Consider the following 24,723-nt stretch of genomic DNA (forward strand, 5'->3'; position numbering starts at 1 on the left):
GTCCGCTGTCGACCGGCGGCTCCCGGTGGCCCGGCTGCCCTGGTCTCGCTCGGCTCTGACGTGCACCGGCTGCGTGCCGCGCTTGCAGCCGAAGGGGTCGGCTCCACGATGGATGTCGTGGCGGACGGCGACGGGCCATTGGTCGTGGTGACTGTCGGCTGAGGTGTTGGCTGCGTTCCGCTCATACCTCTTCATCGGATCGGGGCGGCCGGCCGGTTCACGACTACGCAAGATTTATCCCGGCGTCCAAGTGACAGTCACCACGGAAAGCTGTCGGTGGCAACGCCTACGCTTCAACGGTGGCTGATCTGATCCCGACCGCGCCCACGCCGCCCACTGCCGCGAGCATCCGGCGGGCGCTGGCCCGTGCTGCCGACGGCAAGGCGCTCGACCTCGGCGAGGCGGCCGACCTGATGGCCGCGCGCGGCGAGCCGCTCGACGAGCTGCTGCGCATCGCCGGCACCATCCGCGACGCCGGGTTGCGCGACGCCGGCCGGCCGGGCGTCGTGACGTACTCCCGCAAGGTCTTCATTCCCTTGACCCGCCTCTGCCGGGACCGTTGTCACTACTGCACGTTCGCCACCGTGCCGCACCGGCTGCCGGCCGCGTTCCTCGACCGCGACGAGGTCGTCGCCATCGCGCGGGCAGGCGCCGCACAGGGGTGCAAAGAAGCGCTGTTCACCCTCGGTGATCGCCCTGAGGAGCGTTGGCCGGCGGCGCGTGAGTGGCTCGACGCGCGTGGCTACGACTCGACGCTCGACTACGTGCGCGCCAGCGCGATTGCCGTGCTCGAAGAGACCGGCCTGCTGCCGCACCTTAACCCGGGCGTGCTGAGCTGGGCCGAGCTGCAGCGGCTCAAGCCGGTCGCGCCGAGCATGGGCATGATGCTGGAGACCACCGCGACCCGGCTGTGGTCCGACAAGAGCGGGCCACACTTCGGCTCGCCCGACAAGGAGCCCGCGGTCCGGCTGCGGGTCCTCGACGACGCGGGCCGGGTCGGCGTGCCGTTCACCACCGGCATCCTGATCGGCATCGGCGAAAACCTGGTCGAGCGGGCCGACGCGCTGTTCGCGATCCGCCGCACGGCCCGCGAATACGGCCACATCCAGGAAGTCATCATCCAGAACTTCCGGGCCAAGCCCGACACGGCGATGCGCGGCATGCCCGACGCCGAGCTGCACGACCTAGCCGCGACGATCGCCGTCGGCCGGATCATCCTCGGCCCGGGCGCCCGCATCCAGGCGCCGCCCAACCTGATCGAGGGCGAATACGACCTGCTCCTGCGCGCCGGCATCGACGACTGGGGCGGCGTCTCGCCGGTCACCCCCGACCACGTCAATCCCGAGCGGCCCTGGCCGATGATCGACGAACTCGCCGCCCGGTCGGCCGCGTCCGGCTTCACGCTGCGCGAGCGATTGACGATCTATCCGGAATACGTGCGGCGCGGCGACCCCTGGCTCGACCCCCGCCTGTCCGCGCACGTCGCGGCGCTCGCCGACGCCGACACCGGCCTGGCCATGGAGGGCACGCTGCCGGTCGGCCGGGCGTGGCAGGAGCCCGACGAGGCGTTCGTGCCCGGCGGCCGCACCGACCTGCACAAGACGATCGACACCACCGGCCGCACGGGCGACCGCCGCGGCGACTTCGACTCGGTCTACGGCGACTGGTCCGAGATCGCCGGCCGAATCTCACCCGAGGCGGTCGAGCTCGGCACGGCAGGCGGCGCCGGTCGGGCGCGGTCCGAGGCGGGCAGCGGCGCCGCTGAGCGGGCACGGTCCGAGGCGGGCGGCGGCAATGCCGGGCGGGCGCGGTCCGAGGCGGGCGACGGCGCCGCCGGCCGGGCGCGGTCCGGGGCGGGCGACGGCGCCGCCGGGCGGGCGCGGTCCGAGGCGGGTGGCGGCAATGCCGGGCGGGCGCCGTCCGACGTCCTCGCCGGCCTTCGTCTAGCCGCGACCGACCCCGCGGCCCTGCTCGACGAGCGGCACGAGGCGGCCACGATGGCGCTGTTCAACGCCGACGGCACCGCGCTCGACGAGCTCTGCCGGATCGCCGACGACGTCCGCCGCGACACCGTGGGTGACGACGTGACCTACGTGGTCAACCGCAACATCAACTTCTCCAACGTCTGCTACGTCGGCTGCCGGTTCTGCGCCTTCGCACAGCGCGAACGCGACGCCGACGCTTTCCGCCTCTCGGTCGACCAGGTCGCCGACCGCGCCGAGGAAGCCTGGGCGGCCGGCGCCACCGAGATCTGCATGCAGGGTGGCATCGACCCGAAACTGCCGATCACGGCGTACGCCGAGATGGTCCGCGCCATCAAGCAACGCGTGCCGGGCATGCACGTCCACGCGTTCTCCCCGATGGAGATCGTGACTGGCGCCGCCAAGGGCGGCATGTCGGTTCGCGACTGGCTGGAGAACCTCCGCGACGCCGGCCTCGACACGATCCCCGGCACGGCCGCCGAGATCCTCGACGACGACGTCCGGTGGGTGCTGACCAAGGGCAAACTGCCGGCCGCCACCTGGGTCGAGGTCGTCTCGACCGCCCACGAGCTGGGCATCCGATCCAGCTCCACGATGATGTACGGGCATGTCGACCACCCCCGCCAATGGCTCGGCCATTTCCGGGTGCTGGCGTCGGTGCAGGACCGGACGGGCGGCTTCACCGAGTTCGTGGCCCTGCCGTTCGTGCACACCAACGCGCCGATCTACCTGGCCGGCATCGCCCGCCCGGGCCCGACATGGCGGGAAAACCGGGTCGTGCACGCGATGGCCCGGCTGCTGCTGCACGGCCGCATCGACAACATCCAGTGCTCCTGGGTCAAGCTCGGCGACGAGGGCACGGTCGCGATGCTCAACGGCGGCTGCAACGACCTCGGCGGCACGCTGATGGAGGAGACCATCTCCCGGATGGCCGGGTCGGCCAACGGCTCGGCGCGCACGGTCGAGCAGCTCAAGGCCATCGCCGCCGCCGCCGGCCGCCCGGCCCGCGAACGCACGACCGCCTACGGGCTGCACTGACGTCGCGACCCCGCCGCCGACCGCCCGCCGACCGCCCGGCGCCCGCCTGCCGCCCGGCGCCCGCCCGCCGCCCGGCGGAAAGGCGATCAGGCCCGACCGGGTAGCCAGTCGTAGACCTGACCCGGCACGGCGAACCACGCCGGTGCCGCGTCATCGAGCGCCGTCTCGATGCGCAACCGGTCGACCGCGTCCAGCTCAGGCAGCGCGGCTAGCGAAAACCAATCCACGGCCGTCGACTCCTCGTCGTTGACCACGGCCTCCCCGCCCACGGCCCGACACCGGAACCAGACAGTGAGGTACTGACAGAGATCTCCATTGGGATACGTCACCTCGCGCAGGGCCACCCCAGCCAGCCGCTCGACAGCGATCCGCACCCCGGTCTCTTCGAACACCTCACGAACGGCAGCCTCCGCCGGCTGCTCCCCAGGATCGACCGCTCCCGCGGGCAGCGACCACTGGCCGTTGTCCGACCGCTGCCCCAGCAAAACCCGCCCGCGATCATCGACCACGACCGCACACGCGCTCGGCAGCATGAGCAGACTGGTCCCAACGACGCGCCGCAGACCGCCCACGTACTCCGAGATCGCCACGACCCGCAGCGTAGGTGCCGTTTGCCAGCCAACCCACTGCGGGTACACAGCGTCCACCTTGCCGCCAAGGTCCACTCTGGGGTCAGCCCCCGACCGGGGGACTAGCCGAGGCCGGGTGGATCAAGGGAGGACTGTCATGGTTTGATTCGTTATGTGCGGTTGTGGGATCGGGCCTGGTGGGAATCTCGGTGATCGAGCGTTACCCGGCCGGGGGCTGGATCGGTAGGGAGCCAAAGGGCCACGGCGCAATCCCGCGAGTCGTGCACGGCACGCCGGTGAGTGGGCCTATTTATCAGGTTCCGCTTGACGACGCACGCATTACACGCGTGTAATTTCACTGGGGTCGTTCGAACGGGACATGACAAATAGGACCGTACGGGCGAAAAAGTAGGGCCTTCCGCGAGGGGGTTACGTCGGCCGCTGGGCCGGCGTGCGAAAGGAGGCAAACGTAATGGATGGCCGTGTCGAGGGCGCCGACCTGCTCGGCAACGCGCCGGAGTGGCAGGAGCGGGCGCTGTGCTCGCAGACCGACCCGGAAGCGTTCTTTCCCGAGAAGGGTGGTTCGACCCGCGAGGCCAAGCGCATCTGCTCGCGCTGCGACGTCAAGGCCGAGTGCCTCGAATACGCGCTCGGGCACGACGAGCGGTTCGGGATCTGGGGCGGGCTGTCGGAGCGGGAGCGCCGCAAGCTGAAGCGCCGCGTCGTCGCCTGACCTAACCCGCACCAGGGCAAGAAGCCGGCCGCGCCGGGGCGGAGGGGGAACCCGCGAGGAGCGGCACAACAAGATCTATGACGGGACCGAGGGCCACCATCGTTCGCGATGCGGGCCCTCGACCGCATCCAGGGTGCTCAGCTCAGCTCGTCAGGATCCAGCCCGAGCAGATTGGCGACCTGCTCGATGATCACGTCGTGCACCAGATCGGCGAGGTCGTCATGGTCCATGGCCCGAAACTCCAGCGGCCGCCGATAGAGCACGATCCGCGGCGCCATGTCGGCCCGGCCGGGGCGCCCGGGCAACAGCCGGGCCAGCGGCACCTCGCCGTCTTCGAGCACGTCGGTGTCGTAGACGTTCAGGTCCGGCGGCACGTCTTCGACCGCGAACTCGACCCCGGCGAGCTCCTTGGCGAACCGGTGCTCGAGGCTCTCGACCGTATCCAGGACAAGATCATCAAAGATCTCCGCCTTGGTGCGGGCCAGGGGCACCGTCGCGGGGACCAGTCGCCCCCGCAGCCCGCGACCATGACGGTCGCGACGCCGGCCGGACGGCGGGCGGCGGTTGGCCGGGCTGGTCATGGCGCACCTCCTGGGGAAAAGCAGCCTCAGCCTAGCCCTGCGATCGGCGTGTCGCGGCGCAAGGCGGGGCAACGCCCGGGCGGGGGCGATAACGTGCCGCCGTGAGGTCTCCACGGCGTTGCTCCAGAAACGGCTGCCCCCGGCCGGCTGTCGCCACGCTGACCTACGTTTACCACGAGTCGACCGCGGTGGTCGGGCCCCTCGCCCAGTTCGCCGAGCCGCACACCTACGACCTGTGCGAGACCCACGCCCGCTCCCTGACCGCCCCCCGCGGCTGGGAAGTAGTCCGCCACGAAGGCGCATTCGACCCACCCCCACCCACAACCGACGACCTGGTCGCCCTGGCCGACGCCGTCCGCGAAGCAGCCCGCCCAGGCCGCTACGACGACTTCGACGACATGCCCCACGCCGGCCACCACCAAGGCCGCCGCGGCCACCTCCGGGTCATCCCGCCAAGCCAATAACCAGGACCTAACCGGCATTTCGCCGACGATCCGAACCCATGATCCTTTCCCGGGTCCGCGGTGGTCCGGACCGTCGCTCCCGCCGGAGACCGGGCCGGGCCCTAGGGGGCCCGTCCCTGCCAGGCCCGCGCCACACAACCAAGACCCAGCTCGACCACCGCCCGCGACCGCCCCCACGCCATGCGGAAGCGCCGAGGCCCGGTCCGTGGGGTGAGGCCTGTCCGTGGGGTGAGGCCTGTCCGTGGGGTGAGGCCCGGTCCGTGCGGCGGGACCCGGTCCGTGCGGCGGGCCCGGTCCGTGCGGCGGGACCCGGTCCGTGCGGCGGGACCCGGTCCGTGCGGCGGCCCGGTCTGTGCGGCGCTCGCGATAGCTCGCCGCCTCGGCCAAGCCGCGGTCGCGGAGCCGCGACCAGCGCGAGTCGGCTAGTGGCCGATCAGGCGGTCGATCACGGCGGCCCGGCGGGAGGCGCGGCCGGTGCGGGATTCGGCGGCGTCGGCTGAGGCGGTTGCGCGGAGTGCGGTGTTGATGCCGAGCCAGCGCAACGGTTCCGGCTCCCAGCCCGGCGACCGATGCCCCACCCACGGCAGCGAGACCAGCTCCGACGGCCGCTCCAGGATCAGGTCGGCCAGGGTGCGGCCGGCCAGGTTGCTGGTGCCTACCCCGTCGCCGACGTAGCCGCCGGCCCAGGCCAGGCCCGACGAGCGGTCCAGGCCCACCGACGCCGTCCAGTCCCGCGTCACGCCCAGTGGGCCGCCCCAGGCGAACTCGATCTCCGCGACCGGCCCGAGCACCGGGAACAGAGCGCCGAGCGTCCGGCGGAGGGCGAGGAAGACCGCCGGCTCCTGGTCGTACGACGCGGACACCGACGAGCCGAAATGGTAGGGCGCGCCCCGCCCGCCGAACGCCAAGCGCCCGTCCGCCGTCCGCTGCCCATAGATGATCAGGTGCCGGAAGTCGCTGAACGTCTCCCGGTCGGCCAGGCCGATCGCGTCCCACGCTGACGCCGGCAGTGGCGGTGTGGCCACCATCAGCGAGTAGATGGGCGCCACCGCGCGCCCGTACCCGGGCAGCCCGGCCGTATATCCCTCCGTCGCCCGCACCACCACCGGGGCCCGCACCGTCCCGAACGGCGTCTCCACGGCCCCGGGCCGGAGGGCGGTCACCGGCGTCCCTTCGTACACAGCGACGCCGCGCGCGGCGACCACCGACGCCAACCCGCGCACCAACGACGCCGGCTGGATCGCCGCGCAGTGCGGTGTGAACACCCCGCCCAGCACCGACGTGGCCCCGAGCCGGGCCGACGCGGCCGCCGCCGACAGCAGCGTCACCTCGGGAAACCCGAACGAAGCGGCGGACGACACCGCGGCGGCGGCCCGTGACAGCTGCGCCGGCGACCGGGCCACCGTCACCGTCCCACCCTTGTGGAAGGAACAGGCGATCCCCTCGGCGGCGCAGACCCGGCCGACCTCGTCGACCGTGGCGTTCATCGCCCGCTGAAAGGCGACCGCGGCCGCCCGCCCATGACGCCGCGCCAGCGTGGGCAACGACGACGGCAACAGCGCCGAGCACCAGCCGCCGTTACGCCCGGACGCGCCGAACCCGGCATACGACTGCTCCAGCACCGCCACCCGCAACGACGGCGCCGCCGCGCTGAGGTAGTAGGCCGTCCACAGCCCGGTGTAACCGGCGCCGACGATGGCGACGTCCACCGAGGTCGACCCCGGCAGCGACGGACGCAACGCCGGCGGTGCGCCCATCCATAACGAGATCACAGGCGCTGCCACGCCTCCGTCAGCACCGTCCGCAGGATCTGCTCCATCTCGTCGAACTGCTGCTGCTCGCAGATCAGCGGCGGCGCCAACTGCACCACCGGGTCACCGCGGTCGTCGGCCCGGCAGTAGAGGCCGGCCTGGAACAACGCCGTCGACAAGAACCCGCGCAACAGCCGCTCCGACTCGGCCTCGTCGAACGTCTCCCGGGTCGTCTTGTCCTTGACCAGTTCGATCCCGTAGAAGAAACCGTCACCGCGTACGTCGCCCACGATCGGCAGGTCCAGCAGGCGCGACAACGTCGAGCGGAACGCGTCTTCCAGCGACCGCACGTGCCCGGTCAGGTCTTCCCGCGCGAACACGTCGAGGTTGGCCAGCGCCACCGCGCACGACACCGGATGCCCGCCGAACGTCACGCCGTGCGCGAACATCGACGACGACGACAGGAAAGGCTCGATCAGTTCGTCGCGCGCGATCATCGCGCCCAGCGGCGCGTACCCGGAGGTCAGGCCCTTCGCTGTGGTGATGATGTCGGGCTGGTAGCCGTATCGTTCGGCGCCGAAGTAATAGCCGAGCCGGCCCCAGGCGCAGATCACTTCGTCAGAAACCAGCAACACGTCGTACGCGTCGCAGATCTCCCGCACCCGCTCGAAATACCCGGGCGGCGGCGGGAAGCAGCCCCCCGAGTTCTGCACCGGCTCGAGGAACACCGCCGCGACGGTCTCCGGACCCTCGCGCTCGATGGCCCGCCCGATCTCGTCGGCCGCCCACCGGCCGAAGTCGAGCAACGAGTCGCCGTGCTCAGGCGCCCGGTAGAAGTTGGTGTTCGGCACCTTGATCCCGCCCGGCACCAGCGGCTCGAAGTCGGCCTTGATCCCCGGCAGCCCGGTGATCGACAGGGCGCCCATCGACGTGCCGTGATAGGCGATGTGCCGGCTGACCACCTTGTGCTTGTTGGGCTTGCCGACCCGCTTGTAGTAGGCCCGCGCCAACTTCCACGCCGCCTCGACCGCTTCCGAGCCGCCGGTCGTGAAGAAGACCCGGTTGAGGTCACCCGGCGCCAGTTCCGCGATCCGCGACGCCAACTCGATCGCCGTCGGGTGGGCATACGACCACAGCGGGAAGTAGGCCAGTTCCGCGGCCTGCTTGGCGGCGGCGTCGGCAAGCTCGGTGCGCCCGTGGCCGGCATTGACCACGAACAGGCCGGCGAGCCCGTCGAGGTAGCGGCGGCCATGCGCGTCCCACACATAGGCGCCGTCGCCGCGGACGATCGTGGGCACCTCCCCGTCGCGATAGCTGGACATCCGGGTGAAGTGCATCCACAGGTGGTCGGTGGCGTTGGCCATCGGATTCCCCATCGCGTCGTCGTGCGGACCCTGGTGGGCCCACAGCACCTACCACGGTTATCGCACGAGATCGCGCATACTCGCAAGGGTTTACGTCAGTCAACACCGCTAGATGCGACGAAATCCGAAGCGGAAGCGGGCTACGCCGTGCCCCACGTGTAGGTCTGCTTGCGCAGTTTGAGGTAGACGAACGCCTCGGTCGACACGACGCCCTCGACCGCGCGCAGCCGTTTGAGGATCTCCAGCAGGTGGTCGTCGTCGCGGCAGACGACCTCGCAGAGCAGGTCGAACGAGCCCGCCGTGATCACCACGTAGTCGACCTCGTGCAACTCGGCCAACCGGTCGGCCACCTGCTCCAGGTCGCCGGAGATGCGCAGCCCGATCATGGCCTGGCGCGGGAAGCCGAGTTGGAGGGGATCGGTGACGGCGACGATCTGCATCACCCCGGCGTCGAGCAGCCGCTGCACGCGCTGCCGGACGGCCGCCTCGGAGAGGCCGACCGCCTTGCCGATCGTCGCGTACGGCCGCCGCCCGTCTTCCTGCAGTTGTTCGATGATCTGCTTGGCGACGTCGTCGAGCAGCGCGTGGCTGGCCCCGTCGCGGACCGCCACCCGCCGCATCCCGGCGGCGGCGGTGGAAGCCGGACCGGCCCCGTTGCCCGACATGCCCATCTAAGGTTCCTCCTCATTAACGGCACGGCGTTACACCGACAAGTCTTCCGTATTTCGTCGTCAACTACGAGAGCGGCAACGGAATCCCTTGTGACAAGGGTTATCGCATGTCAGGATCGGTCGTCGTCTAGCTATCCCCCCGACTAGGCCGAACCGGGAGCCCCCGATGCGCTACCGCTCGCACCCGCCGTTGTCGCCAGAGGCAGCGGCTTTGCTTTCGACCACGCGCTCCTCCCTTTCCCGTCGCACGCTGATGCGCGGCGCGTTCGCTGCCGGCGGCCTCGCGCTGACCGGCGGCGCCCTGGCCGCCTGCGGCACCAAAGGCGCACAGCAGACCGAGGCCACCTGTGTCAGCGAAGATTCCTCCGCCACCGACAAGCGGCTCATCGTCTCCAACTGGCCCCAATATATCGACGTCGATGAGAAAGACGAGTCGAAGCGCCCGACGCTGGCCGCATTCGAGGCCAAGACCGGCATCGCCGTCAGCTACACCGAAGACATCAACGACAACAACGAGTTCTTCGGCAAGGTGCAGAACCAGCTGACCGCCTGCCAACCGACCGACCGCGACGTCATCGTGCTCACCGACTGGATGAGCGCGCGCATGATCCGGCTCGGCTGGCTGCAGAAGCTCGACCTCACGAAGATGCCCAACTACTCGAAGAACCTGCTGCCCTCGCTCAAGGGCCGGCCCTTCGACAAGAACAACGAGTACGCGGTCCCCTGGCAGTCGGGCCTCGCGGGCCTGGCCTACAACGGCAACGTCACCAAGGAGATCCGCAGCGTCGACGACCTGCTCACCCGCCCCGACCTCAAGGGCAAGGTGACCGCGTTGACCGAGATGCGCGACACGATGGGCCTGATCCTGGCCTCCAACGGCCACGACCCGTCCGACTTCACCAAGGCGCAGTTCGACGACGCGATCAACAAGCTGCAGAAGGCGGTCGACGCCGGCCAGATCCGCCGGTTCACCGGCAACGACTACGCGCCCGACCTGGCCAAGGGCGACATCGCCGCGTGCATCGGCTGGTCCGGCGACATCATCCAGCTCGGTCTCGAAGACCCCAAGGTGAAGTTCGTCGCGCCGGACGCCGGCGTGATGCTCTACTCCGACAACTCCTCGGTGCCCAACAAGGCCGCGCACAAGGGCAACGCCGAGCAGTTCCTCGACTACTACTACGACCCGGCGGTGGCGGCCGAGGTCGCGGCCTACGTCAACTACATCTGTCCGGTCAGCGGCGCCAAGGAAGCCATGGAGAAGATCGACCCCGACCTGGCGGCCAACCCACTGATCTTCCCCGACGACGCCCTGCTGAAGAAGGCCAAGGTCTTCAAGGCACTGACCGAAGCCGAGGAACGGGAGTACGAGGCCGCGTTCCAGAAGGTCATCGGAGCCTGACATGGTGACCGCTTCCGAGGCCGGCGACCTGCGCATCACCAACGTCACCAAGCGGTTCGGCCAGTTCACCGCCGTCGACGACCTGAGCCTGACCGTCCCGCAGGGCTCGTTCTTCGCGCTGCTCGGTGCCTCCGGCTGCGGCAAGACCACCACGTTGCGGATGGTGGCGGGGCTCGAGGAACCGACCGCCGGCGAGGTGCGGCTCGGCGACCGCGACATCACCCGGCTGCGCCCCTACCAGCGCCCGGTCAACACGGTCTTCCAGAGCTACGCGCTCTTCCCGCACCTCGACGTCTTCGAGAACATCGCCTTCGGGCTGCGCCGGCGCAAGGTCCGCGAGATCGCGCCGCAGGTCGAGCGGATGCTGGCGCTGGTCCAGCTGGAGGGCTTCACCAAGCGCCGGCCGGCCGAGCTCTCCGGCGGCCAGCAGCAGCGGGTCGCGCTGGCCCGGGCACTGATCAACCACCCGCAGGTGCTGCTGCTCGACGAGCCGCTCGGCGCCCTCGACCTCAAGCTGCGCCGGCAGATGCAGATCGAGCTCAAGCGGATCCAGACCGAGGTCGGCATCACGTTCGTGCACGTCACCCACGACCAGGAAGAGGCCATGACGATGGCCGACACGGTCGCGGTGATGAACGCCGGACGGATCGAGCAGCTCGGCCGGCCCGCGGAGATCTACGAATACCCCGCGAGCCCGTTCGTCGCGAACTTCCTCGGCCAGTCCAACCTGCTCGCCGGCGACGTCGCCGGCCGGTCCGGCGGCGACGTGCTGGTCGAGGCCTACGGGCAGCGGTTCGCCGTGCCGGCGGTGCGGGCCCGCGCCGAGACCGGGCCGGTCTTCCTCGGCGTACGCCCGGAGAAGTTGGCTCTGGTCTCTTCGACAGGCGACGTCCCGTCAGGCCACCAGTCGGTCAGCGGCGTGATCACCGATTCGTCCTATGTCGGCGTCAGCACCCAATACCTGGTGCGCACCGGCTGGGGCACCGAGCTCGCGGTGTTCGCGCCCAACGGCGGCTCGGCCGCACCGCTGCCGGTCGGCGGCGAGGTGACCGCGCACTGGAGCCCCGAGCACGCGTTCCTGCTCCACCGCGAGCCGGGCGAGGGCGACCGCACCACGCCGGAACTCGACACACCCGACGCCGTCGGGGCCGTCTCGTGAGCGAGCGCAGCGAGCGAACCAGCCGGCTCAGCAGTCAGGGCGAACAACGCCCGACCTCCCGAAGCGGGGTCGGGACGTGAGCCTGCTGACCGGCGTCGGCGCCCGGCCGGTCGAAGCACCCACCGCCGCCCCCGAGCTGTCCCGTGGCCGCCGCCGCTGGCTGCCCTACCTGCTGCTGCTCCCCGGCTTCGCCTGGCTGGTGCTGTTCTTCGTCGTGCCGACCCTGCAACTCGGCGCGACCAGCCTCTACGACCCGTCGGGCTCGGTGACCACGGGCTACGCGATGACGTGGGAGTTCGGCAACTACCCGGACGCGCTCGCGTACGCCTGGCCGCAGGTGGTCCGCTCGTTCGCCTACGCCGGCATCGCCACCGTGATCGGCATCGTGATCGGCTATCCGCTGGCCTACGCCATCGCGCAGAAGGCCGGCCGCTGGAAGAACCTGCTGCTGGTCTGCGTGGTCGCGCCGATGTTCACCAGCTTCCTGGTGCGCACGCTGGCCTGGAAGACGATCCTGTCCGACAACGGCTGGCTCGTGCACGTGTTGCGCGATGTCGGCCTGCTCGGCGCCGACGGCCGCCTGCTGGCCACGCCGGTGGCGGTGGTGCTCGGCCTGACCTACAACTTCCTGCCGTTCCTGGTGCTGCCGCTCTACGCCAGCCTGGAGCGGCTCGACACCCGGCTGCTGGAGGCGTCCGGCGATCTCTACGCCAGCCCGGCCCGCACCTTCGTCCGGGTCACCCTGCCGCTGTCGATGCCCGGCCTGGTCGCCGGCACGCTGCTGTTCTTCATCCCGGCGGTCGGCGACTACATCAACGCCGCGCTGCTCGGCAACACCAACACCGCGATGGTCGGCAACGTGGTCAACTCGGCGTTCCTGTCGCGCCAGCAGCCACCCCAGGGCGCCGCGCTCTCGTTCCTGCTGATGGCGCTGATCCTGGCGATCGTCTTCACCTACGTACGCCGCGCCGGCACGGACGAGGTGGTCTAGCGATGACCGCACGAAGCGGGGCCGCGGAAGCGGCCCGGGTTCGGAGGACCCCAGCTGGCATGGGTTACCGGATCGGACGTTGGATTGCCGACCACTGGGTGCTCGCCGTCGGCCTGATGGTGCTGCTCTACCTGTTCCTGCCGATCGCCGTCGTGGCCGGGCTGTCCTTCAACCAGCCGTCGAGCCGGCTGTCCTACGACTTCAACACGTTCACCACCAACAACTGGACCGACCTGTGCGGCCCCGCCGACCTGTGCGCGGCGCTGCAACGCTCGGCCTGGATCGGCCTGCTGGCGACGGTCGGCTCGACCGTGCTCGGCACGTTGATGGCGTTCGCCCTGGCCCGCCACCAGTTCCGCGGCCGGACCACGACCAACCTGCTGATCTTCCTGCCGATGGCGACGCCCGAACTCGTGATGGGTACCTCGCTGCTGGCGCTGTTCACCGCGGGCGGCGTACAACTGGGCTTCGTCACGATCCTGATCGCGCACATCATGTTCTGCGTCTCGTTCGTGGTGGTCACGGTCAAGGCGCGGCTCGCCGGCATGGACGCCCGGCTGGAAGAGGCGGCGATGGACCTCTACGCCACGCCGTTCCAGACCTTCCGGCGGGTCACCCTGCCGCTGGTGCTGCCCGGCATCGTCGCCGCCGCCCTGCTCGCGTTCTCCCTGTCCTTCGACGACTTCATCATCACGAACTTCAACTCCGGGAACACGGTGACCTTCCCGATGTACGTTTGGGGAGCCAACCAGCGCGGCATCCCGCCGCAGGTCAACGTCGTCGGGACGGCGATGTTCGCGATCGCACTGCTGCTGGTGCTGGCGACCAACGTGCGACGGCGGCGGGGGGCGCGGGTGGCATGAACGTCGGTCGGGCGCTCGCGGACGCGCAGCCCCGGGTCTTCTGGCTCGACCGTCCCGAGCGCCCGGATCCGCTGCCGCCACTCTCGGCCGACATCTCGGCCGACCTGCTCGTGGTCGGCGGCGGCTACTCGGGACTCTGGGCCGCGTTGCAGGCGAAGCAGGACGACCCGGGCCGCGACGTGGTGCTGATCGAGGCCGGCACCTGCGGATGGGCGGCGTCGGGCCGCAACGGCGGCTTCTGCGCGGCGTCACTGACCCACGGCCTGGCCAACGGCGCGGCCAGATTCCCGGCCGAGATAGCGACCTTGGAGACCCTGGGCCAGGCCAACCTCGACGCCCTGTTGGCCACGATCGCGCTGTTCGACATCCGCTGCGACGTCGAACGTACCGGCGAGATCGAGTTGGCCACCGAGCCACACCACGTGGCCGAACTCGCGTCGGGTGCGGCGCTGGCCCGGCGCCACGGCCACGACGTGCTGGTGCTCGGCCGCGACGAGGTGCGGGCCGAGGTCGACTCGCCCACCTACCTCGGCGGCGTCTGGCACCGCGACCGCACGGTCATGCTCGACCCGGCCCGGTTGGCCTGGGGTCTGCGGGATGCCTGCCTTTCGCAGGGTGTGCGGATCTTCGAGCACACCCGGGTGACCAGGCTGGCCCGGGCCGGGGCCGGGGTGCTGGCGTGGTGCGGCCCGGCCGGCTCGGTGCGCGCCGGTGGGGTGGTGCTGGCCGCCAACGCGTTCCCGCCGTTGCTGCGCCGGCTCCGCAACTATGTCGTGCCGGTCTACGACTACGCGCTGGTCACCCGCCCGTTGACCGCCGGTGAGCTGGCATCGATCGGCTGGCGGCACCGGCAGGGGCTGGCCGACTCGGGCAACCAGTTCCACTATTACCGGCTGACCGCCGACAACCGGATCCTGTTCGGCGGCTACGACGCGGTCTACCACTTCGGCAACCGGATGGCGCCGTCGTTGTCGCGCGACGCGCCCACCTATGCCACGCTGGCCCGGCATTTCTTCGAGACGTTCCCGCAGTTGTCCGACGTCACGTTCACCCACCGCTGGGGCGGGGTGGTCGACACGTGCGCCCGTTTCTGCGCGTTCTTCGGCACCGCGTTAGGCGGCCGGCTCGCCTACGCGACGGGCTTCACCGGCTTGGGCGTGGGCGCCACCCGGTTCGGCGCGCGGGTCGCGCTGGACCTGCTCTCCGGGGCGCCAACCCCATTGACCACTTTGGACTTCGTACGCAGCCGCCCGGTCCCGTTCCCGCCGGAACCGTTGCGCTCCCTGGTCATCAACGCGACGCGCCGGTCCATGGCGTACGCGGACGCACACGAGGGCCGGCGCAACCTGTGGCTGCGTACCCTCGACAGATTCGGTTTGGGGTTCGATTCCTGATGCGTGTCCTACAGATCGGAGCCGGCGGCGTCGGCGCCGCGGCCGCCGCGATCGCCGCCCGCCGCGGTTTCTTCACGTCCTGGACGGTGGCCGACTATTCCCTTTCTCGTGCGTCGCGCGTCGTCGCGGCGGTGAACGACCCGCGCTTCGTGGCGGCCCAGGTCGACGCGTCGTCGGCGACGGAGGTGCGCGACCTGGCCGCCGGCGCGACCCACGTCTTCAATGCGGTCGACCCGCGGTTCGTCATGTCCATCTTCGACGGTGCGTTCGCGGCCGGCGCCGACTATCTCGACATGGCGATGTCACTGTCGGAGCCGCATCCGACGGCGCCGTACTCGTCGACCGGGGTGGTGCTCGGCGCGGCCCAGTTCGCGACCGAGTCGTTGTGGCAGGAGGCGGGGCGGCTGGCCCTGGTCGGTATCGGCGTCGAGCCAGGCCTGTCGGACATCTTCGCGCGCTACGCGGCCGACGAGTTGTTCAGCTCGATCTCCGAGATCGGCGTGCGGGACGGCGCCAACCTGGTGGTCGACGGTCACACCTTCGCGCCGTCGTTCTCGATCTGGACGACGATCGAGGAGTGCCTGAACCCGCCGGTGATCTACGAGAAGGAGCGGGGTTGGTTCACCACGGAGCCGTTCTCGGAGCCGGAGGTGTTCGACTTCCCCGAGGGGATCGGCCCGGTCGAGTGCGTCAACGTGGAGCACGAAGAGGTGCTGCTGATCCCGCGCTGGGTCGACGCCGAGCGGGTGACGTTCAAATACGGCCTCGGCGCGGAGTTCATCTCGGTGCTGCGCACGCTGCATGTCCTCGGTCTCGACTCGACGGCACCGATCCGGGTTGGTGACGTGTCGGTCGCGCCGCGCGACGTGGTCGCGGCCTGCCTGCCAGACCCGGCGTCGCTGGGCCCGCGGATGCGCGGCAAGACCTGCGCCGGCACATGGGTACGCGGCGTCGGCGTCGACGGCGCGCCCCGCGAGGTCTACCTCTACCACGTGGTCGACAACGAGTGGTCGATGCGCGAGTACGGCCACCAGGCCGTGGTCTGGCAGACAGCGGTCAACCCGGTGGTCGCGTTGGAACTGCTGTCTGAGGGTGCGTGGTCGGGGTCGGGCGTCCTGGGGCCGGAGGCGTTCCCACCGAGGCCATTCCTGGACCTGCTGGTGGCTTACGGCTCCCCGTGGGCGATGCGCTGATCCCATTCCGCCTCTGACCTGGGTTTGCTCTGCTGCCGGATAGGCAGCACCGCTGCGCCGAGCGCTGCCTATCTGGCAGCAGAGCAAGGACCTGGCCTGTTTCTGTCGCCTTGCTCTGCTGCCCTACAGGAAGCGCGCTGGTCGCGGGCTGCTTCCTATAAGGGTGCAGAAGAGGTCCGGCATTTCCGCTCAGAGCGAACCGCCCGCTACTGTCCGGCCTCCCGTAACGGTGTAATGCTGTAATCAAGTAAGCAGCAACGCGGGAGGTGTGCCATGAGGGGTTTTCGGGGCCCATGGGAAGGGCAGCGCGGCGGGCGGGCGGAGCCGCCACCGGCCGAAGGGCTGGCCGCCTGGATCACCGGCGCGGTGCCGGATGGCTGGTTCACCGAGCCGCCGGCCGTCACCATCGACCGTGACGAGGTCATGATCATTGGTCGGTTGCCGGAGCCGCAGCTCGGAGCCGACGCTTCCGATGCCGACCGCGCGTCGGCCGAGCAGGGCCGCATCGCCCAGCACCGGGAGGACACCCGGGAGCAACGCATCAAGATCGCTCAGCAGGTCGAGCACCGGTGGCGCCGCAAGGTGAGCTGGGGCGCGGCAACCGGCGGCACCGAGGCCTTGTTCACCACGTTCTCCGCGCCGGTCATGACGCGGCTGCGGCTCAACGACCGCCAGGTCCTCGACACCTTGATCGACGCCGGCGTGGCCCGCAGCCGCTCCGAGGCGTTGGCGTGGTGCGTCCGCCTGGTCGGCGAACATGCCGACCAGTGGCTCACCGAGCTCCGCGACGCCATGGGCGCGGTGGACGAACTCCGCCGCCGCGGCCCAGACGCCGGCGAGGCCTAAGCGCCTGCACCACCGAAGGTCAGCGGCTCAAACAAACGGCCCGCGCCCGACCCGCCCCACCCGGGGGCGTGGCGCGGGCCGTGCGCCTTCACGGCGGGTCCGGCATGAACCCCGGCCCCGGCCCCGGCCCAGGCCCCCGGCCCCCGGCCCCCGGCCCCGGCCCCGGCCCCGGCCCCGGGCCCGGCCCCGGGCCCGGCCGCGTTGCCGCAACAGTCAACCCGCTAAAGATCCAACCCGGTCAACACCATCACCCTCGGTTCGGTGTAGTCGTCGATCGCGCTGCGCAACCCTTCGCGCCCCACTCCCGACCCCTTCACGCCGCCGTACGGCATCTGGTCCGCGCGGTAGGACGGCACATCCCCGACGATCACGCCGCCTACCTGCAGGGTGCGGTGGGCGGTGAAGGCCGTCTGCAGGTTCCGGGTGAACACTCCCGCCTGCAGGCCGTACGCCGAGTCGTTGATCGCCGCGAATCCGGCCTCGTCGTCGGTGACGGGGGAGACCACCAGCACCGGCCCGAAGACCTCCTCCTGGCTGACCTTCGCGTCCTTGGGCGCCCGCGAGAGCACCGTCGGCGGATAGCTCGCGCCCTCGCGCAGCCCGCCCAGCTCGAGTGTCGCACCGGCCGCGATCGCCTCGTCCACCCACGACTCGACCCGCTGCGCCGCCGCCTCGGTGATCAGCGGGCCCACATCGGTGGTGTCGGCGAACGGGTCGCCCGTCTGCAGCGCGGAGACGGCCGCGACCAGCCGGGGCAGGAAACCGTCATAGATCCACTCGTGTACGAACACCCGCTGCACCGCGATGCAGCTCTGCCCCGCCTGGTAGTTGGAGAACGTCGCGATCCGCGACGCCGCCCAGGTCAGGTCCTCGTCGGCCGTCCAGTCGGCGCACAGCAGCACCGCCGCGTTGCCGCCCAGCTCCAGCGTGACGTGCTTGTCGGGGGCGGCTCGGCGGATCGACGCGCCGACCGGGCCGGAGCCCGTGAAGCTGACAACCGGCAGCCGCGGGTCGGAGACCAGGTCGGCGGCCCGCTCGTTGGGCAGCGGCAGCACCGAGAACATGCCCTCCGGCAGGTCGGTCTCGGCCAGGATCTCGCCCAGCAACAACGCGCTGAGCGGCGTGGCCGGCGCCGGCTTGACCACGATCGGCGCGCCGGCTGCGATGGCCGGGGCGACCTTGTGCGCCACCAGGTTGAGCGGGAAGTTGAACGGCGAGATGCCGAGGACCGGACCGCGCGGGAATCGGCGTACGACGGCCAAGCGTCCCGTCGCCGCCGGGTCGGTGTCGAGGCGCTGCAGGTCGCCGGCGAAACGGCGGGCCTCCTCGGCCGCCCACCGGAACGTCGACACCGCCCGGGCCGCCTCGGCCCGCGCCCACTTCAGCGGCTTGCCGTTCTCCGCCGTGATCAGGCGGGCGACTTCCTCCGACCGCGAGGCCAGGCGCTGCGACACGTGGTCGAGCGCGGCGGCGCGGGCGTGCGCCGGCAGGGCGGCGGCGGACGGGGCGACGGCGGCCGCCGCGGCGACGGCGCGTTCGACCTGCGCGGGCGTCGCGTTGGTGGTGGCGCCGACAGCATGGCCGTCGAAAGGATGCCGGATGGTCACCGGGTCGGCTCCGTGCTCAGGGCGGCCGGCGACGTAGAACGCGACAGGGTCCACGGCGGCAGCCTAGCTCAGCTGGCCATCTTCGCGGAAACGGTGGCGGCAGGCCTTGTCAGCAACGGATTCAGTCGCGAGGATGGCACATGGGTTGCGAATACGGCAGCCCTCCCGATGGCCCGCTTCCACGCCTGGAGACGCCACGATGAGCGACAAGCAACAGTTGCGCAACTTCGTCAACGGTGACTACGTCGACCCGGTCGACGGCAACTTCAGCGACCTTGTCGACCCGTGCACCGGTGAGGTGTTCGCGCAGGCGCCGGTCTCCGGCGCGGCCGATGTGGACCGGGCGATGACCGCGGCCGCGACCGCGTTCGAGAGCTGGCGTGACGTGACCCCGGCGCAACGGCAGCTCGCGCTGCTCAAGTTCGCCGACGCGGTCGAGTCGCGGGCCGCCGACCTCGTCGACGCCGAGGTCCGCAACACCGGCAAGCCCCGCCAACTCACCACCGACGAGGAGCTGCCGCCCGCCGTCGACGAGCTGCGCTTCTTCGCCGGCGCCGCCCGGATGCTCGAAGGGCGCTCGGCCGGCGAATACCTGGCCGGGCACACGTCGTACGTACGCCGCGAGCCGCTCGGCGTCGTCGGCCAGGTGACACCCTGGAACTACCCGCTGATGATGGCCATCTGGAAGATCGCCCCCGCTCTCGCGGCCGGCAACTGCGTCGTCCTCAAGCCGAGCGACACGACGCCGGTCAGCTCGTTGATGCTCGCCGAGATCGCGTCCGAGTTCTTCCCGGCGGGCGTCTTCAACGTCGTGACCGGTGACCGCGACACCGGCCGCGCGCTGGTCGCGCACCCGGTGCCGCAACTCGTCTCGATCACCGGCTCGACCCGCGCCGGGCGGGAGGTGGCCGCCGCGGCCGCGCCCGACCTCAAGCGCACCCACCTGGAGCTGGGCGGCAAGGCGCCGGTCGTGCTCTTCGACGACGCCGACGTGGCCGCGGCGGCCGAGGCGATCGCGGTCGGCGGCTACTTCAACGCCGGCCAGGACTGCACCGCCGCGACCCGGGTGCTCGCCGGGCCCGGCATCCACGACGAGTTCCTCGCCGCGCTGGTCGAGCAGGCCCGCGGCACCAAGACCGGCGGTCCCGACGAGGAAGACGTGCTCTACGGCCCGCTCAACAACGCCAACCAACTCGGCCGGGTCACCGGCTTCGTCGACCGCCTGCCCGACCACGCTTCCCTCGAGGTCGGCGGCGCGCGGGTCGGCGAGCGCGGCTTCTTCTACGCGCCGACGGTCGTCTCGGGCGTCCGGCAGGACGACGAGGTCATCCAGGACGAGATCTTCGGTCCGGTGATCACTGTGCAGCGGTTCACCGACGAAGACGAGGCGGTCCGCTGGGCCAACGGCGTCGAATACGGCCTGTCCGCCTCCGTCTGGACCCGCGACCACGGCCGGGCGATGCGGATGACCCGGCGACTCGACTTCGGTTGCGTCTGGGTCAACACCCACATCCCCTTCGTGTCGGAGATGCCACACGGCGGTTTCAAGCACTCGGGCCACGGCAAGGACCTGTCGGTCTACAGCCTCGAGGACTACACCCGGGTCAAGCACGTGATGCACAACCTGGAGTCCTGATGACCTCGCACGACCTGCACAAGCGCCGGTCGGCTGCGGTGGCCAGAGGCGTCAGCTCGGTCATCGAATCCTATGTGGACCATGCCGGCGGTGGCACGCTGACCGACGTCGACGGCAAGGAGTGGATCGACTTCGCGTCGGGGATCGCGGTGACCTCCGTCGGCAACGCGGCGCCGCGGGTGGTCGCCGCCGTGCGGGCACAGGTCGAGCGCTTCACCCACACCTGCTTCATGGTCGCGCCCTACGAGCAGTACGTCGCCGTCTGCGAGATGCTCAACGCGCTGACCCCGGGCGACTTCGACAAGCGCTCGATGCTGGTCAACTCCGGCGCCGAGGCCGTGGAGAACGCGGTGAAGATCGCGCGGCACGCGACCGGACGCACGGCGGTCGTGGCGTTCGACCACGCCTACCACGGCCGCACCAACCTGACGATGGCGCTGACCGCGAAGAACATGCCCTACAAGCACCGCTTCGGCCCGTTCGCCGGCGAGGTCTACCGGGTGCCGATGTCCTACCCGCTGCGCGACGGCGGGCTGTCCGGCGCCGACGCCGCTGCCCGCGCGATCGACCTGGTCTCGTCGCAGATCGGCGCCACCAACGTCGCCGCGGTCCTGATCGAGCCGATCCAGGGCGAGGGCGGCTTCGTCGTGCCGGCGCCCGGGTTCCTGCCGGCACTGTCGGCGTGGGCGCGCGAGGCGGGCGCGGTGTTCATCGCCGACGAGATCCAGACCGGGTTCTGCCGTACGGGCGACTGGTTCGCCTCGTCCCACGAGGGCGTCGTGCCCGACCTGATGACCCTGGCCAAGGGAATCGCCGGCGGCCTGCCGCTCGGTGCGGTGACCGGGCGGGCCGACATCATGGACGCGGTGCATCCGGGCGGTCTCGGCGGCACCTACGGTGGCAACCCGCTGGCCTGCGCGGCGGCCCTGGCCTCGGTCGAGACGATGCGCGACCTCGACCTGGTCACCGCCGCACGGCGGATCGACCTGACGATGGGCGGCCGGCTCCGCGATCTGGCGGCCGAGGACCCGAGGATCGCTGAGGTACGCGGCCGCGGCGCCATGCTCGCCGTCGAGATCACCCAGCCGGGGACGCTCACCCCCGACCCGGTCACGACGGGCGCGGTGTCGGCCGAGTGCCACCGCCGGGGGCTGCTCACGCTCACGTGCGGCACCTACGGCAATGTGCTGCGCTTCCTGCCGCCGCTGGTGATCGACGACCGCACGTTGGAACGCGGGCTGGATACCCTCGTCGCCGCCTTCGCCGCGGCGTAGGGCCCGCGACCGGCGCCGCGCACGCGGTTCACGACGACGTGGTCAAAGGCCGTCGGTGCCGCGCAGCGTTTCCAGGGCGGCGCGCAGCGAGCCGGGATCGACCGCGAATCCTCGGCTGTAGGGCAGCTCCACCTGGTAGAGCACGAAGAGCATCAGCGCCACCATGCCGCCGAGCGCGGCGAACATGAGTCCATTGGGGACCGTTCGACGGAGCCCGAACAAGTAGAGGAATCCGACGCTCACCAGAGCCCCGCCGAGCAGGATCGGCCACAGCGGCGCCGGCATTCGCGAGTCGGCGTCGCCGATCCGGGCCCGCCGCGCGGTGGCGGCGGTGCTGACCTGGGCGACCAGCATCTGGTGTGCGGCCTGCTCGGCGTCGCCCTCGGGCCGGATCGTGTCGACCCGCTCGCGCAACTCCGTCGACAACCCCTCGGCGGTCATCGTGCCGCTGTGGGCCGTACGCAGGTGTTCCCACTCGGAGCCGCCGGCCACCTGGAGATAGCCGACGATCAGCCGCCGCACGTCGTCTTTGTCGGCACCCGAGAGGCGGTTGGCCGACCAGTAGGCCTCGACCAGGCTGCTCGCCTCAGCCTCGGTGTTGCTGGCGACGTCGGCGCGCGGCTCCCACACCGCGATGGCGGCGATCGCGATCAGGATCGCGTACACCATGCCGATCGTCGAATAGACCGTGCCGGCCGCGTCGCCGTCGGCGACCCGCCAGCGGCGCGGCACATAACGGGACACCATGGCGAACCCGACCATCGACGCGAGCGCCGCGGCGAGCACGACGGCGATGCCGGCGAGCAGGACGTTCATCGACTTCCTCTCTTGGCCGCCGCCCGGGCGGCGACGGAGGCGGCGGGCACGAGCAGCCCGAGAAACACCGACCAGGTCAGCGGGATCCCGTCGGGTTCGCGCGGCGCGGTGATGGCGACCGGGTGGCGGCGCCGGGGCTGCGCGGGCAGCGGCGTCGCGGGAACGCCGGGCACGGGCAGACCGGCATCGGGTACGGCCGGCCCGGCCAGGTTCCGGATGTCGAGCGGTGCCTTGTCCGGCGCGGCAGCGGGCACCGTGATCAGGTGGTCCTCGACCTCGCCGCTGTCCGCCGGGCCGGTCGGTTTCGGGGCGGGCGCCCGATAACCCCGCGGGCCGCCGTAGAGCCGGATGCGCACCGTGGACCGGGTCGCGTTGATGCGCGGCTTCGGCCAGGTCAGCGTGACCCTACGGGCGGCGCCACCGGGCTTGACCGTGGCCGTGGCCAGGTCGCGCTCGTCGAACCTGCCGTTGCCGTCGAGGTCGTGCCACGCGGCGAGCAGCGCGTTGTGCCCCGTCGTGTTGCGCACGGTTACCTCGACCCTGAGGGGCCCGGCGCGGTGGCGGACCGCCAGCGGGCGGGCGTCGTCCTTGTCGGCCGTGCGGGCGTCGGGTTCGGCGTCGGCTGTCGTGCCGAGGGTGAGACCGTCGGCGATCCGGTGGCGGGGGCCGTCGGCGGCGTGGCGGGTCGGATAGGGGCTCGGGGCGTCGCCGTAGTCCCATCCGTCGGTGCAGCCGGCGGCGTCCGAACGGTTCTGGGTGCGCGGCCCCGCGGTTCGCGGTGTCGCGATGGTGGGTTTCGCGAGGTCGAGGTCGAAGAGCCGGCCGCTCGGGTCGTGCAGCGCGTGCAACGTCCCTTGTGGATCGACGGTGACCGCGCCGAAGCTGCCGGTCTGTGGTAGTCCCTTCGGGGCGGCGACAGGTGTCACCCTGCCGGTGTGCGGGTCGATCCGCAGCAGTTGGGCGGGCGGCCCGGACGCAACCGTGTAGAGCCGTCCGTCGGCCGGGTCGACGTCCCAGTCGGCGATCCGCGGTCGCAGCAGGATATCGGCCCCGGGGCCGTCGAGCGGGTGCCGTTCAACCTCCTTGAGCGCGGGTACGCGGAAGGTGACCACATCGCGGCCGGTGCGCACGATCCAGCGGTCCGCGGTGCCGGCCCCGGCGCTGGTCGCGCTGCCGGCCACGGCGACCGGCCCGGTGACCCGCAGCGCGTCGGGCAGCGGGGCCCGCCGGGTGATCCGGCCGCTGGTGTCGAAGCTGACCACCTGGTCGCCGCTGACGGCCCAGAACGCCCGACTCCCGGGCACGTAGGCGACCGCGTCCAGCGGCGCGTCGAAGCGGGCGACCGTCGCCCGGTCGGCGAGCCGCAAGAGATCGCCGTCCTGCACGAGGTAGCCGCCGTTGACACAGGCCGGCGCCGCGGCACTCGCGGGCACCAGGGGGAAGAGGACTGCCGCGGCGGCGAGTGCCGCGGCGGCGACGAACCGGTGCACGCGTCGGCTCACCGGTCCCGGTCGGCGACCAGTCGGGCGATCGCGCGCAGGTCGTGCTGCCGGTCCACGGTGATGCCGGGCCCGAGTTGGTCGAGCGCCGCCCGCAGGTGCCGCTTCGACTCCGTGCCACACCAGTCGCGCCAGCCGTCGGTCTCGAGTGCCCCGGCCGGGTGCGCGGTCGCGGCGAGGACGTCGAACGCGAGCGCGAGCAGGGCATCGCCGGCCAGGAGGGCGGCCCCGGTGCCGAACGCCTTCGCTACCGTGGGCCAGTGCCGGCGCAGGCCGTCACCGTCGAGGACGTCGTCGTGCAGGAGCGAGAAGGTGTGCACCCACTCGACGGCTACGGCGGCCGGGATCGCCGCGGGCACGGCCGACACGGCCGCCATGCCGACCGGTGTGCCGCCGACCGCCCCGGCCGCCACGAGCACGAGGGCGGGGCGAACGGCCTTGCCCGGCGTACCAAGGCGGTCGTTGCCTTTGCCGTCCCACCACCCGAAGTGGTAGCCCACGGCGCGCCGGGTGGTCGGCGGCAGGCTGTCGACGGCGGCGCGCAGGGCCGGTTCGGTGACGGTGCGGGCCCGCTCGAAGACACCCGACCCGCGGCGCGGTGCCGGTATCGCGGACCGGTTGCCCAGGGTGACAGTCATGGCGTGCACCGTCCAATCTGCACAGGTTCGGCGCCGGCGGCTGGATGGGCACATGAGATCAGTGCGCACATGGGCCCGCCAAGACCCCGTACGCGGGCTTGACCTGGGCTTTCAACCATCAGCGTGTGCTGGCCCCTTCCTCAACGCGGGTCGGTGGCCCCGGGACATGGCCGTCCGCCGGAAAGTTCCTGTCGACGGGGTCACATCGATCTATGTCTCCCGGTATCGTCGGCGTGACTTACGGTGATCTCTGCC

Annotated in this window: 21 protein-coding genes; 12 read left to right on the forward strand and 9 right to left on the reverse strand. The window is 71.2% G+C overall.

Going from position 1 to position 24,723, the window contains the following annotated elements; all coding sequences use genetic code 11:
- The first annotated feature begins 299 nt into the window (after positions 1-299).
- Positions 300-3,020, forward strand: coding sequence for a bifunctional FO biosynthesis protein CofGH (locus tag AB0J74_RS09520; protein ID WP_363446396.1), 2,721 nt, complete (start codon positions 300-302; stop codon positions 3,018-3,020).
- 86 nt (positions 3,021-3,106) lie between these two features.
- On the opposite strand, the gene AB0J74_RS09525 is transcribed toward AB0J74_RS09520, so the two are convergent.
- Entirely contained in the window at positions 3,107-3,610 is a 504-nt protein-coding gene (locus tag AB0J74_RS09525) for an NUDIX domain-containing protein (RefSeq protein ID WP_363446398.1), read from the reverse strand.
- 451 nt (positions 3,611-4,061) lie between these two features.
- On the opposite strand from AB0J74_RS09525, the gene AB0J74_RS09530 reads away from it, so the two are divergent.
- Positions 4,062-4,322 carry a WhiB family transcriptional regulator gene (locus AB0J74_RS09530; protein ID WP_116066832.1) on the forward strand — a complete coding sequence of 87 codons (261 nt, stop codon included), beginning with the start codon at positions 4,062-4,064 and terminating at the stop codon, positions 4,320-4,322.
- A gap of 137 nt (positions 4,323-4,459) precedes the next feature.
- On the opposite strand, the gene AB0J74_RS09535 is transcribed toward AB0J74_RS09530, so the two are convergent.
- A complete protein-coding gene (locus tag AB0J74_RS09535; RefSeq protein WP_116066831.1) occupies positions 4,460-4,903 on the reverse strand; it encodes a metallopeptidase family protein in 444 nt (147 codons plus the stop codon).
- A 101-nt stretch (positions 4,904-5,004) separates the two neighbouring features.
- Here AB0J74_RS09535 and AB0J74_RS09540 point away from each other — a divergent pair, with 101 nt between their 5' ends.
- Positions 5,005-5,367 carry a DUF3499 domain-containing protein gene (locus AB0J74_RS09540; protein ID WP_363446400.1) on the forward strand — a complete coding sequence of 121 codons (363 nt, stop codon included), beginning with the start codon at positions 5,005-5,007 and terminating at the stop codon, positions 5,365-5,367.
- A 422-nt stretch (positions 5,368-5,789) separates the two neighbouring features.
- Here AB0J74_RS09540 and AB0J74_RS09545 read toward each other — a convergent pair whose 3' ends face one another.
- The 3 genes from AB0J74_RS09545 to AB0J74_RS09555 all read right to left on the reverse strand — a co-directional run bounded on the left by AB0J74_RS09545 (position 5,790) and on the right by AB0J74_RS09555 (position 9,102).
- Entirely contained in the window at positions 5,790-7,124 is a 1,335-nt protein-coding gene (locus AB0J74_RS09545) for an FAD-binding oxidoreductase (RefSeq protein WP_363446612.1), read from the reverse strand.
- Positions 7,125-7,135: 11 nt separating this feature from the next.
- On the reverse strand, positions 7,136-8,482 hold the full coding sequence (locus AB0J74_RS09550) for an aspartate aminotransferase family protein (RefSeq protein WP_363446402.1): 1,347 nt from the start codon (positions 8,480-8,482) through the stop codon (positions 7,136-7,138).
- Between the two features lie 140 nt (positions 8,483-8,622).
- Positions 8,623-9,102, reverse strand: coding sequence for an Lrp/AsnC family transcriptional regulator (locus AB0J74_RS09555; protein ID WP_363446614.1), 480 nt, complete (start codon positions 9,100-9,102; stop codon positions 8,623-8,625).
- 262 nt (positions 9,103-9,364) lie between these two features.
- Here AB0J74_RS09555 and AB0J74_RS09560 point away from each other — a divergent pair, with 262 nt between their 5' ends.
- The 7 genes from AB0J74_RS09560 (at position 9,365) to AB0J74_RS09590 (ending at position 16,998) form a co-directional block, all read left to right on the forward strand.
- Positions 9,365-10,552 (forward strand): spermidine/putrescine ABC transporter substrate-binding protein, encoded by a 1,188-nt coding sequence (locus tag AB0J74_RS09560; RefSeq protein WP_363446404.1) that lies wholly within the window; start codon positions 9,365-9,367, stop codon positions 10,550-10,552.
- Position 10,553: 1 nt separating this feature from the next.
- A complete protein-coding gene (locus AB0J74_RS09565; RefSeq protein ID WP_363446406.1) occupies positions 10,554-11,711 on the forward strand; it encodes an ABC transporter ATP-binding protein in 1,158 nt (385 codons plus the stop codon).
- A gap of 76 nt (positions 11,712-11,787) precedes the next feature.
- Positions 11,788-12,702 carry an ABC transporter permease gene (locus AB0J74_RS09570; RefSeq protein ID WP_363446408.1) on the forward strand — a complete coding sequence of 305 codons (915 nt, stop codon included), beginning with the start codon at positions 11,788-11,790 and terminating at the stop codon, positions 12,700-12,702.
- Positions 12,703-12,761: 59 nt separating this feature from the next.
- The gene (locus AB0J74_RS09575) at positions 12,762-13,565 is read left to right on the forward strand and encodes an ABC transporter permease (RefSeq protein WP_363446410.1); all 804 of its coding nucleotides are present in this window, start codon (positions 12,762-12,764) and stop codon (positions 13,563-13,565) included.
- On the forward strand, positions 13,562-14,959 hold the full coding sequence (locus AB0J74_RS09580) for an FAD-dependent oxidoreductase (RefSeq protein ID WP_363446412.1): 1,398 nt from the start codon (positions 13,562-13,564) through the stop codon (positions 14,957-14,959). The genes AB0J74_RS09575 and AB0J74_RS09580 overlap by 4 nt, the downstream gene beginning before the upstream one ends.
- Positions 14,959-16,152 carry a saccharopine dehydrogenase C-terminal domain-containing protein gene (locus AB0J74_RS09585; RefSeq protein WP_363446414.1) on the forward strand — a complete coding sequence of 398 codons (1,194 nt, stop codon included), beginning with the start codon at positions 14,959-14,961 and terminating at the stop codon, positions 16,150-16,152. The genes AB0J74_RS09580 and AB0J74_RS09585 overlap by 1 nt, the downstream gene beginning before the upstream one ends.
- 273 nt (positions 16,153-16,425) lie before the next feature.
- Complete coding sequence (locus AB0J74_RS09590; protein WP_363446416.1) at positions 16,426-16,998, forward strand: hypothetical protein; 573 nt, start codon at positions 16,426-16,428, stop codon at positions 16,996-16,998.
- 221 nt (positions 16,999-17,219) lie between these two features.
- Here the strand turns inward: AB0J74_RS09590 and AB0J74_RS09595 are convergent, their stop codons facing one another.
- Positions 17,220-18,659 (reverse strand): aldehyde dehydrogenase family protein, encoded by a 1,440-nt coding sequence (locus AB0J74_RS09595; RefSeq protein ID WP_363446418.1) that lies wholly within the window; start codon positions 18,657-18,659, stop codon positions 17,220-17,222.
- Between the two features lie 145 nt (positions 18,660-18,804).
- On the opposite strand from AB0J74_RS09595, the gene AB0J74_RS09600 reads away from it, so the two are divergent.
- On the forward strand, positions 18,805-20,241 hold the full coding sequence (locus AB0J74_RS09600) for a gamma-aminobutyraldehyde dehydrogenase (RefSeq protein WP_363446420.1): 1,437 nt from the start codon (positions 18,805-18,807) through the stop codon (positions 20,239-20,241).
- On the forward strand, positions 20,238-21,515 hold the full coding sequence (gabT, locus tag AB0J74_RS09605) for a 4-aminobutyrate--2-oxoglutarate transaminase (RefSeq protein WP_363446616.1): 1,278 nt from the start codon (positions 20,238-20,240) through the stop codon (positions 21,513-21,515). Before AB0J74_RS09600 ends, gabT begins: the two co-directional genes overlap by 4 nt.
- 42 nt (positions 21,516-21,557) lie before the next feature.
- On the opposite strand, the gene AB0J74_RS09610 is transcribed toward gabT, so the two are convergent.
- The 3 genes from AB0J74_RS09610 to AB0J74_RS09620 are packed head-to-tail and all read right to left on the reverse strand — an operon-like array spanning position 21,558 to position 24,468.
- The gene (locus AB0J74_RS09610; protein ID WP_363446422.1) at positions 21,558-22,331 is read right to left on the reverse strand and encodes a hypothetical protein; all 774 of its coding nucleotides are present in this window, start codon (positions 22,329-22,331) and stop codon (positions 21,558-21,560) included.
- On the reverse strand, positions 22,328-23,821 hold the full coding sequence (locus tag AB0J74_RS09615) for a GEVED domain-containing protein (protein ID WP_363446424.1): 1,494 nt from the start codon (positions 23,819-23,821) through the stop codon (positions 22,328-22,330). Before AB0J74_RS09615 ends, AB0J74_RS09610 begins: the two co-directional genes overlap by 4 nt.
- Before the next feature lie 8 nt (positions 23,822-23,829).
- Positions 23,830-24,468 carry a polyprenyl synthetase family protein gene (locus AB0J74_RS09620; RefSeq protein ID WP_363446426.1) on the reverse strand — a complete coding sequence of 213 codons (639 nt, stop codon included), beginning with the start codon at positions 24,466-24,468 and terminating at the stop codon, positions 23,830-23,832.
- Between the last annotated feature and the right edge of the window lie 255 nt (positions 24,469-24,723).

It is taken from the genome of Asanoa sp. NPDC049573 (assembly GCF_040676615.1).
GTDB lineage: Bacteria > Actinomycetota > Actinomycetes > Mycobacteriales > Micromonosporaceae > Asanoa.

Bases quoted from the DNA above. Each gene is read 5' to 3' on its own strand.
- AB0J74_RS09545 (WP_363446612.1), bottom strand. From the start codon at position 7,124: ATGGGCGCACCGCCGGCGTTGCGTCCGTCGCTGCCGGGGTCGACCTCG.
- AB0J74_RS09550 (WP_363446402.1), bottom strand. From the start codon at position 8,482: ATGGCCAACGCCACCGACCACCTGTGGATGCACTTCACCCGGATGTCC.
- AB0J74_RS09535 (WP_116066831.1), bottom strand. From the start codon at position 4,903: ATGACCAGCCCGGCCAACCGCCGCCCGCCGTCCGGCCGGCGTCGCGAC.
- AB0J74_RS09620 (WP_363446426.1), bottom strand. From the start codon at position 24,468: ATGACTGTCACCCTGGGCAACCGGTCCGCGATACCGGCACCGCGCCGC.
- AB0J74_RS09610 (WP_363446422.1), bottom strand. From the start codon at position 22,331: ATGAACGTCCTGCTCGCCGGCATCGCCGTCGTGCTCGCCGCGGCGCTC.
- AB0J74_RS09590 (WP_363446416.1), top strand. From the start codon at position 16,426: ATGAGGGGTTTTCGGGGCCCATGGGAAGGGCAGCGCGGCGGGCGGGCG.
- AB0J74_RS09580 (WP_363446412.1), top strand. From the start codon at position 13,562: ATGAACGTCGGTCGGGCGCTCGCGGACGCGCAGCCCCGGGTCTTCTGG.
- AB0J74_RS09565 (WP_363446406.1), top strand. From the start codon at position 10,554: ATGGTGACCGCTTCCGAGGCCGGCGACCTGCGCATCACCAACGTCACC.
- AB0J74_RS09575 (WP_363446410.1), top strand. From the start codon at position 12,762: ATGGGTTACCGGATCGGACGTTGGATTGCCGACCACTGGGTGCTCGCC.
- AB0J74_RS09530 (WP_116066832.1), top strand. From the start codon at position 4,062: ATGGATGGCCGTGTCGAGGGCGCCGACCTGCTCGGCAACGCGCCGGAG.
- AB0J74_RS09585 (WP_363446414.1), top strand. From the start codon at position 14,959: ATGCGTGTCCTACAGATCGGAGCCGGCGGCGTCGGCGCCGCGGCCGCC.
- AB0J74_RS09555 (WP_363446614.1), bottom strand. From the start codon at position 9,102: ATGCGGCGGGTGGCGGTCCGCGACGGGGCCAGCCACGCGCTGCTCGAC.
- AB0J74_RS09600 (WP_363446420.1), top strand. From the start codon at position 18,805: ATGAGCGACAAGCAACAGTTGCGCAACTTCGTCAACGGTGACTACGTC.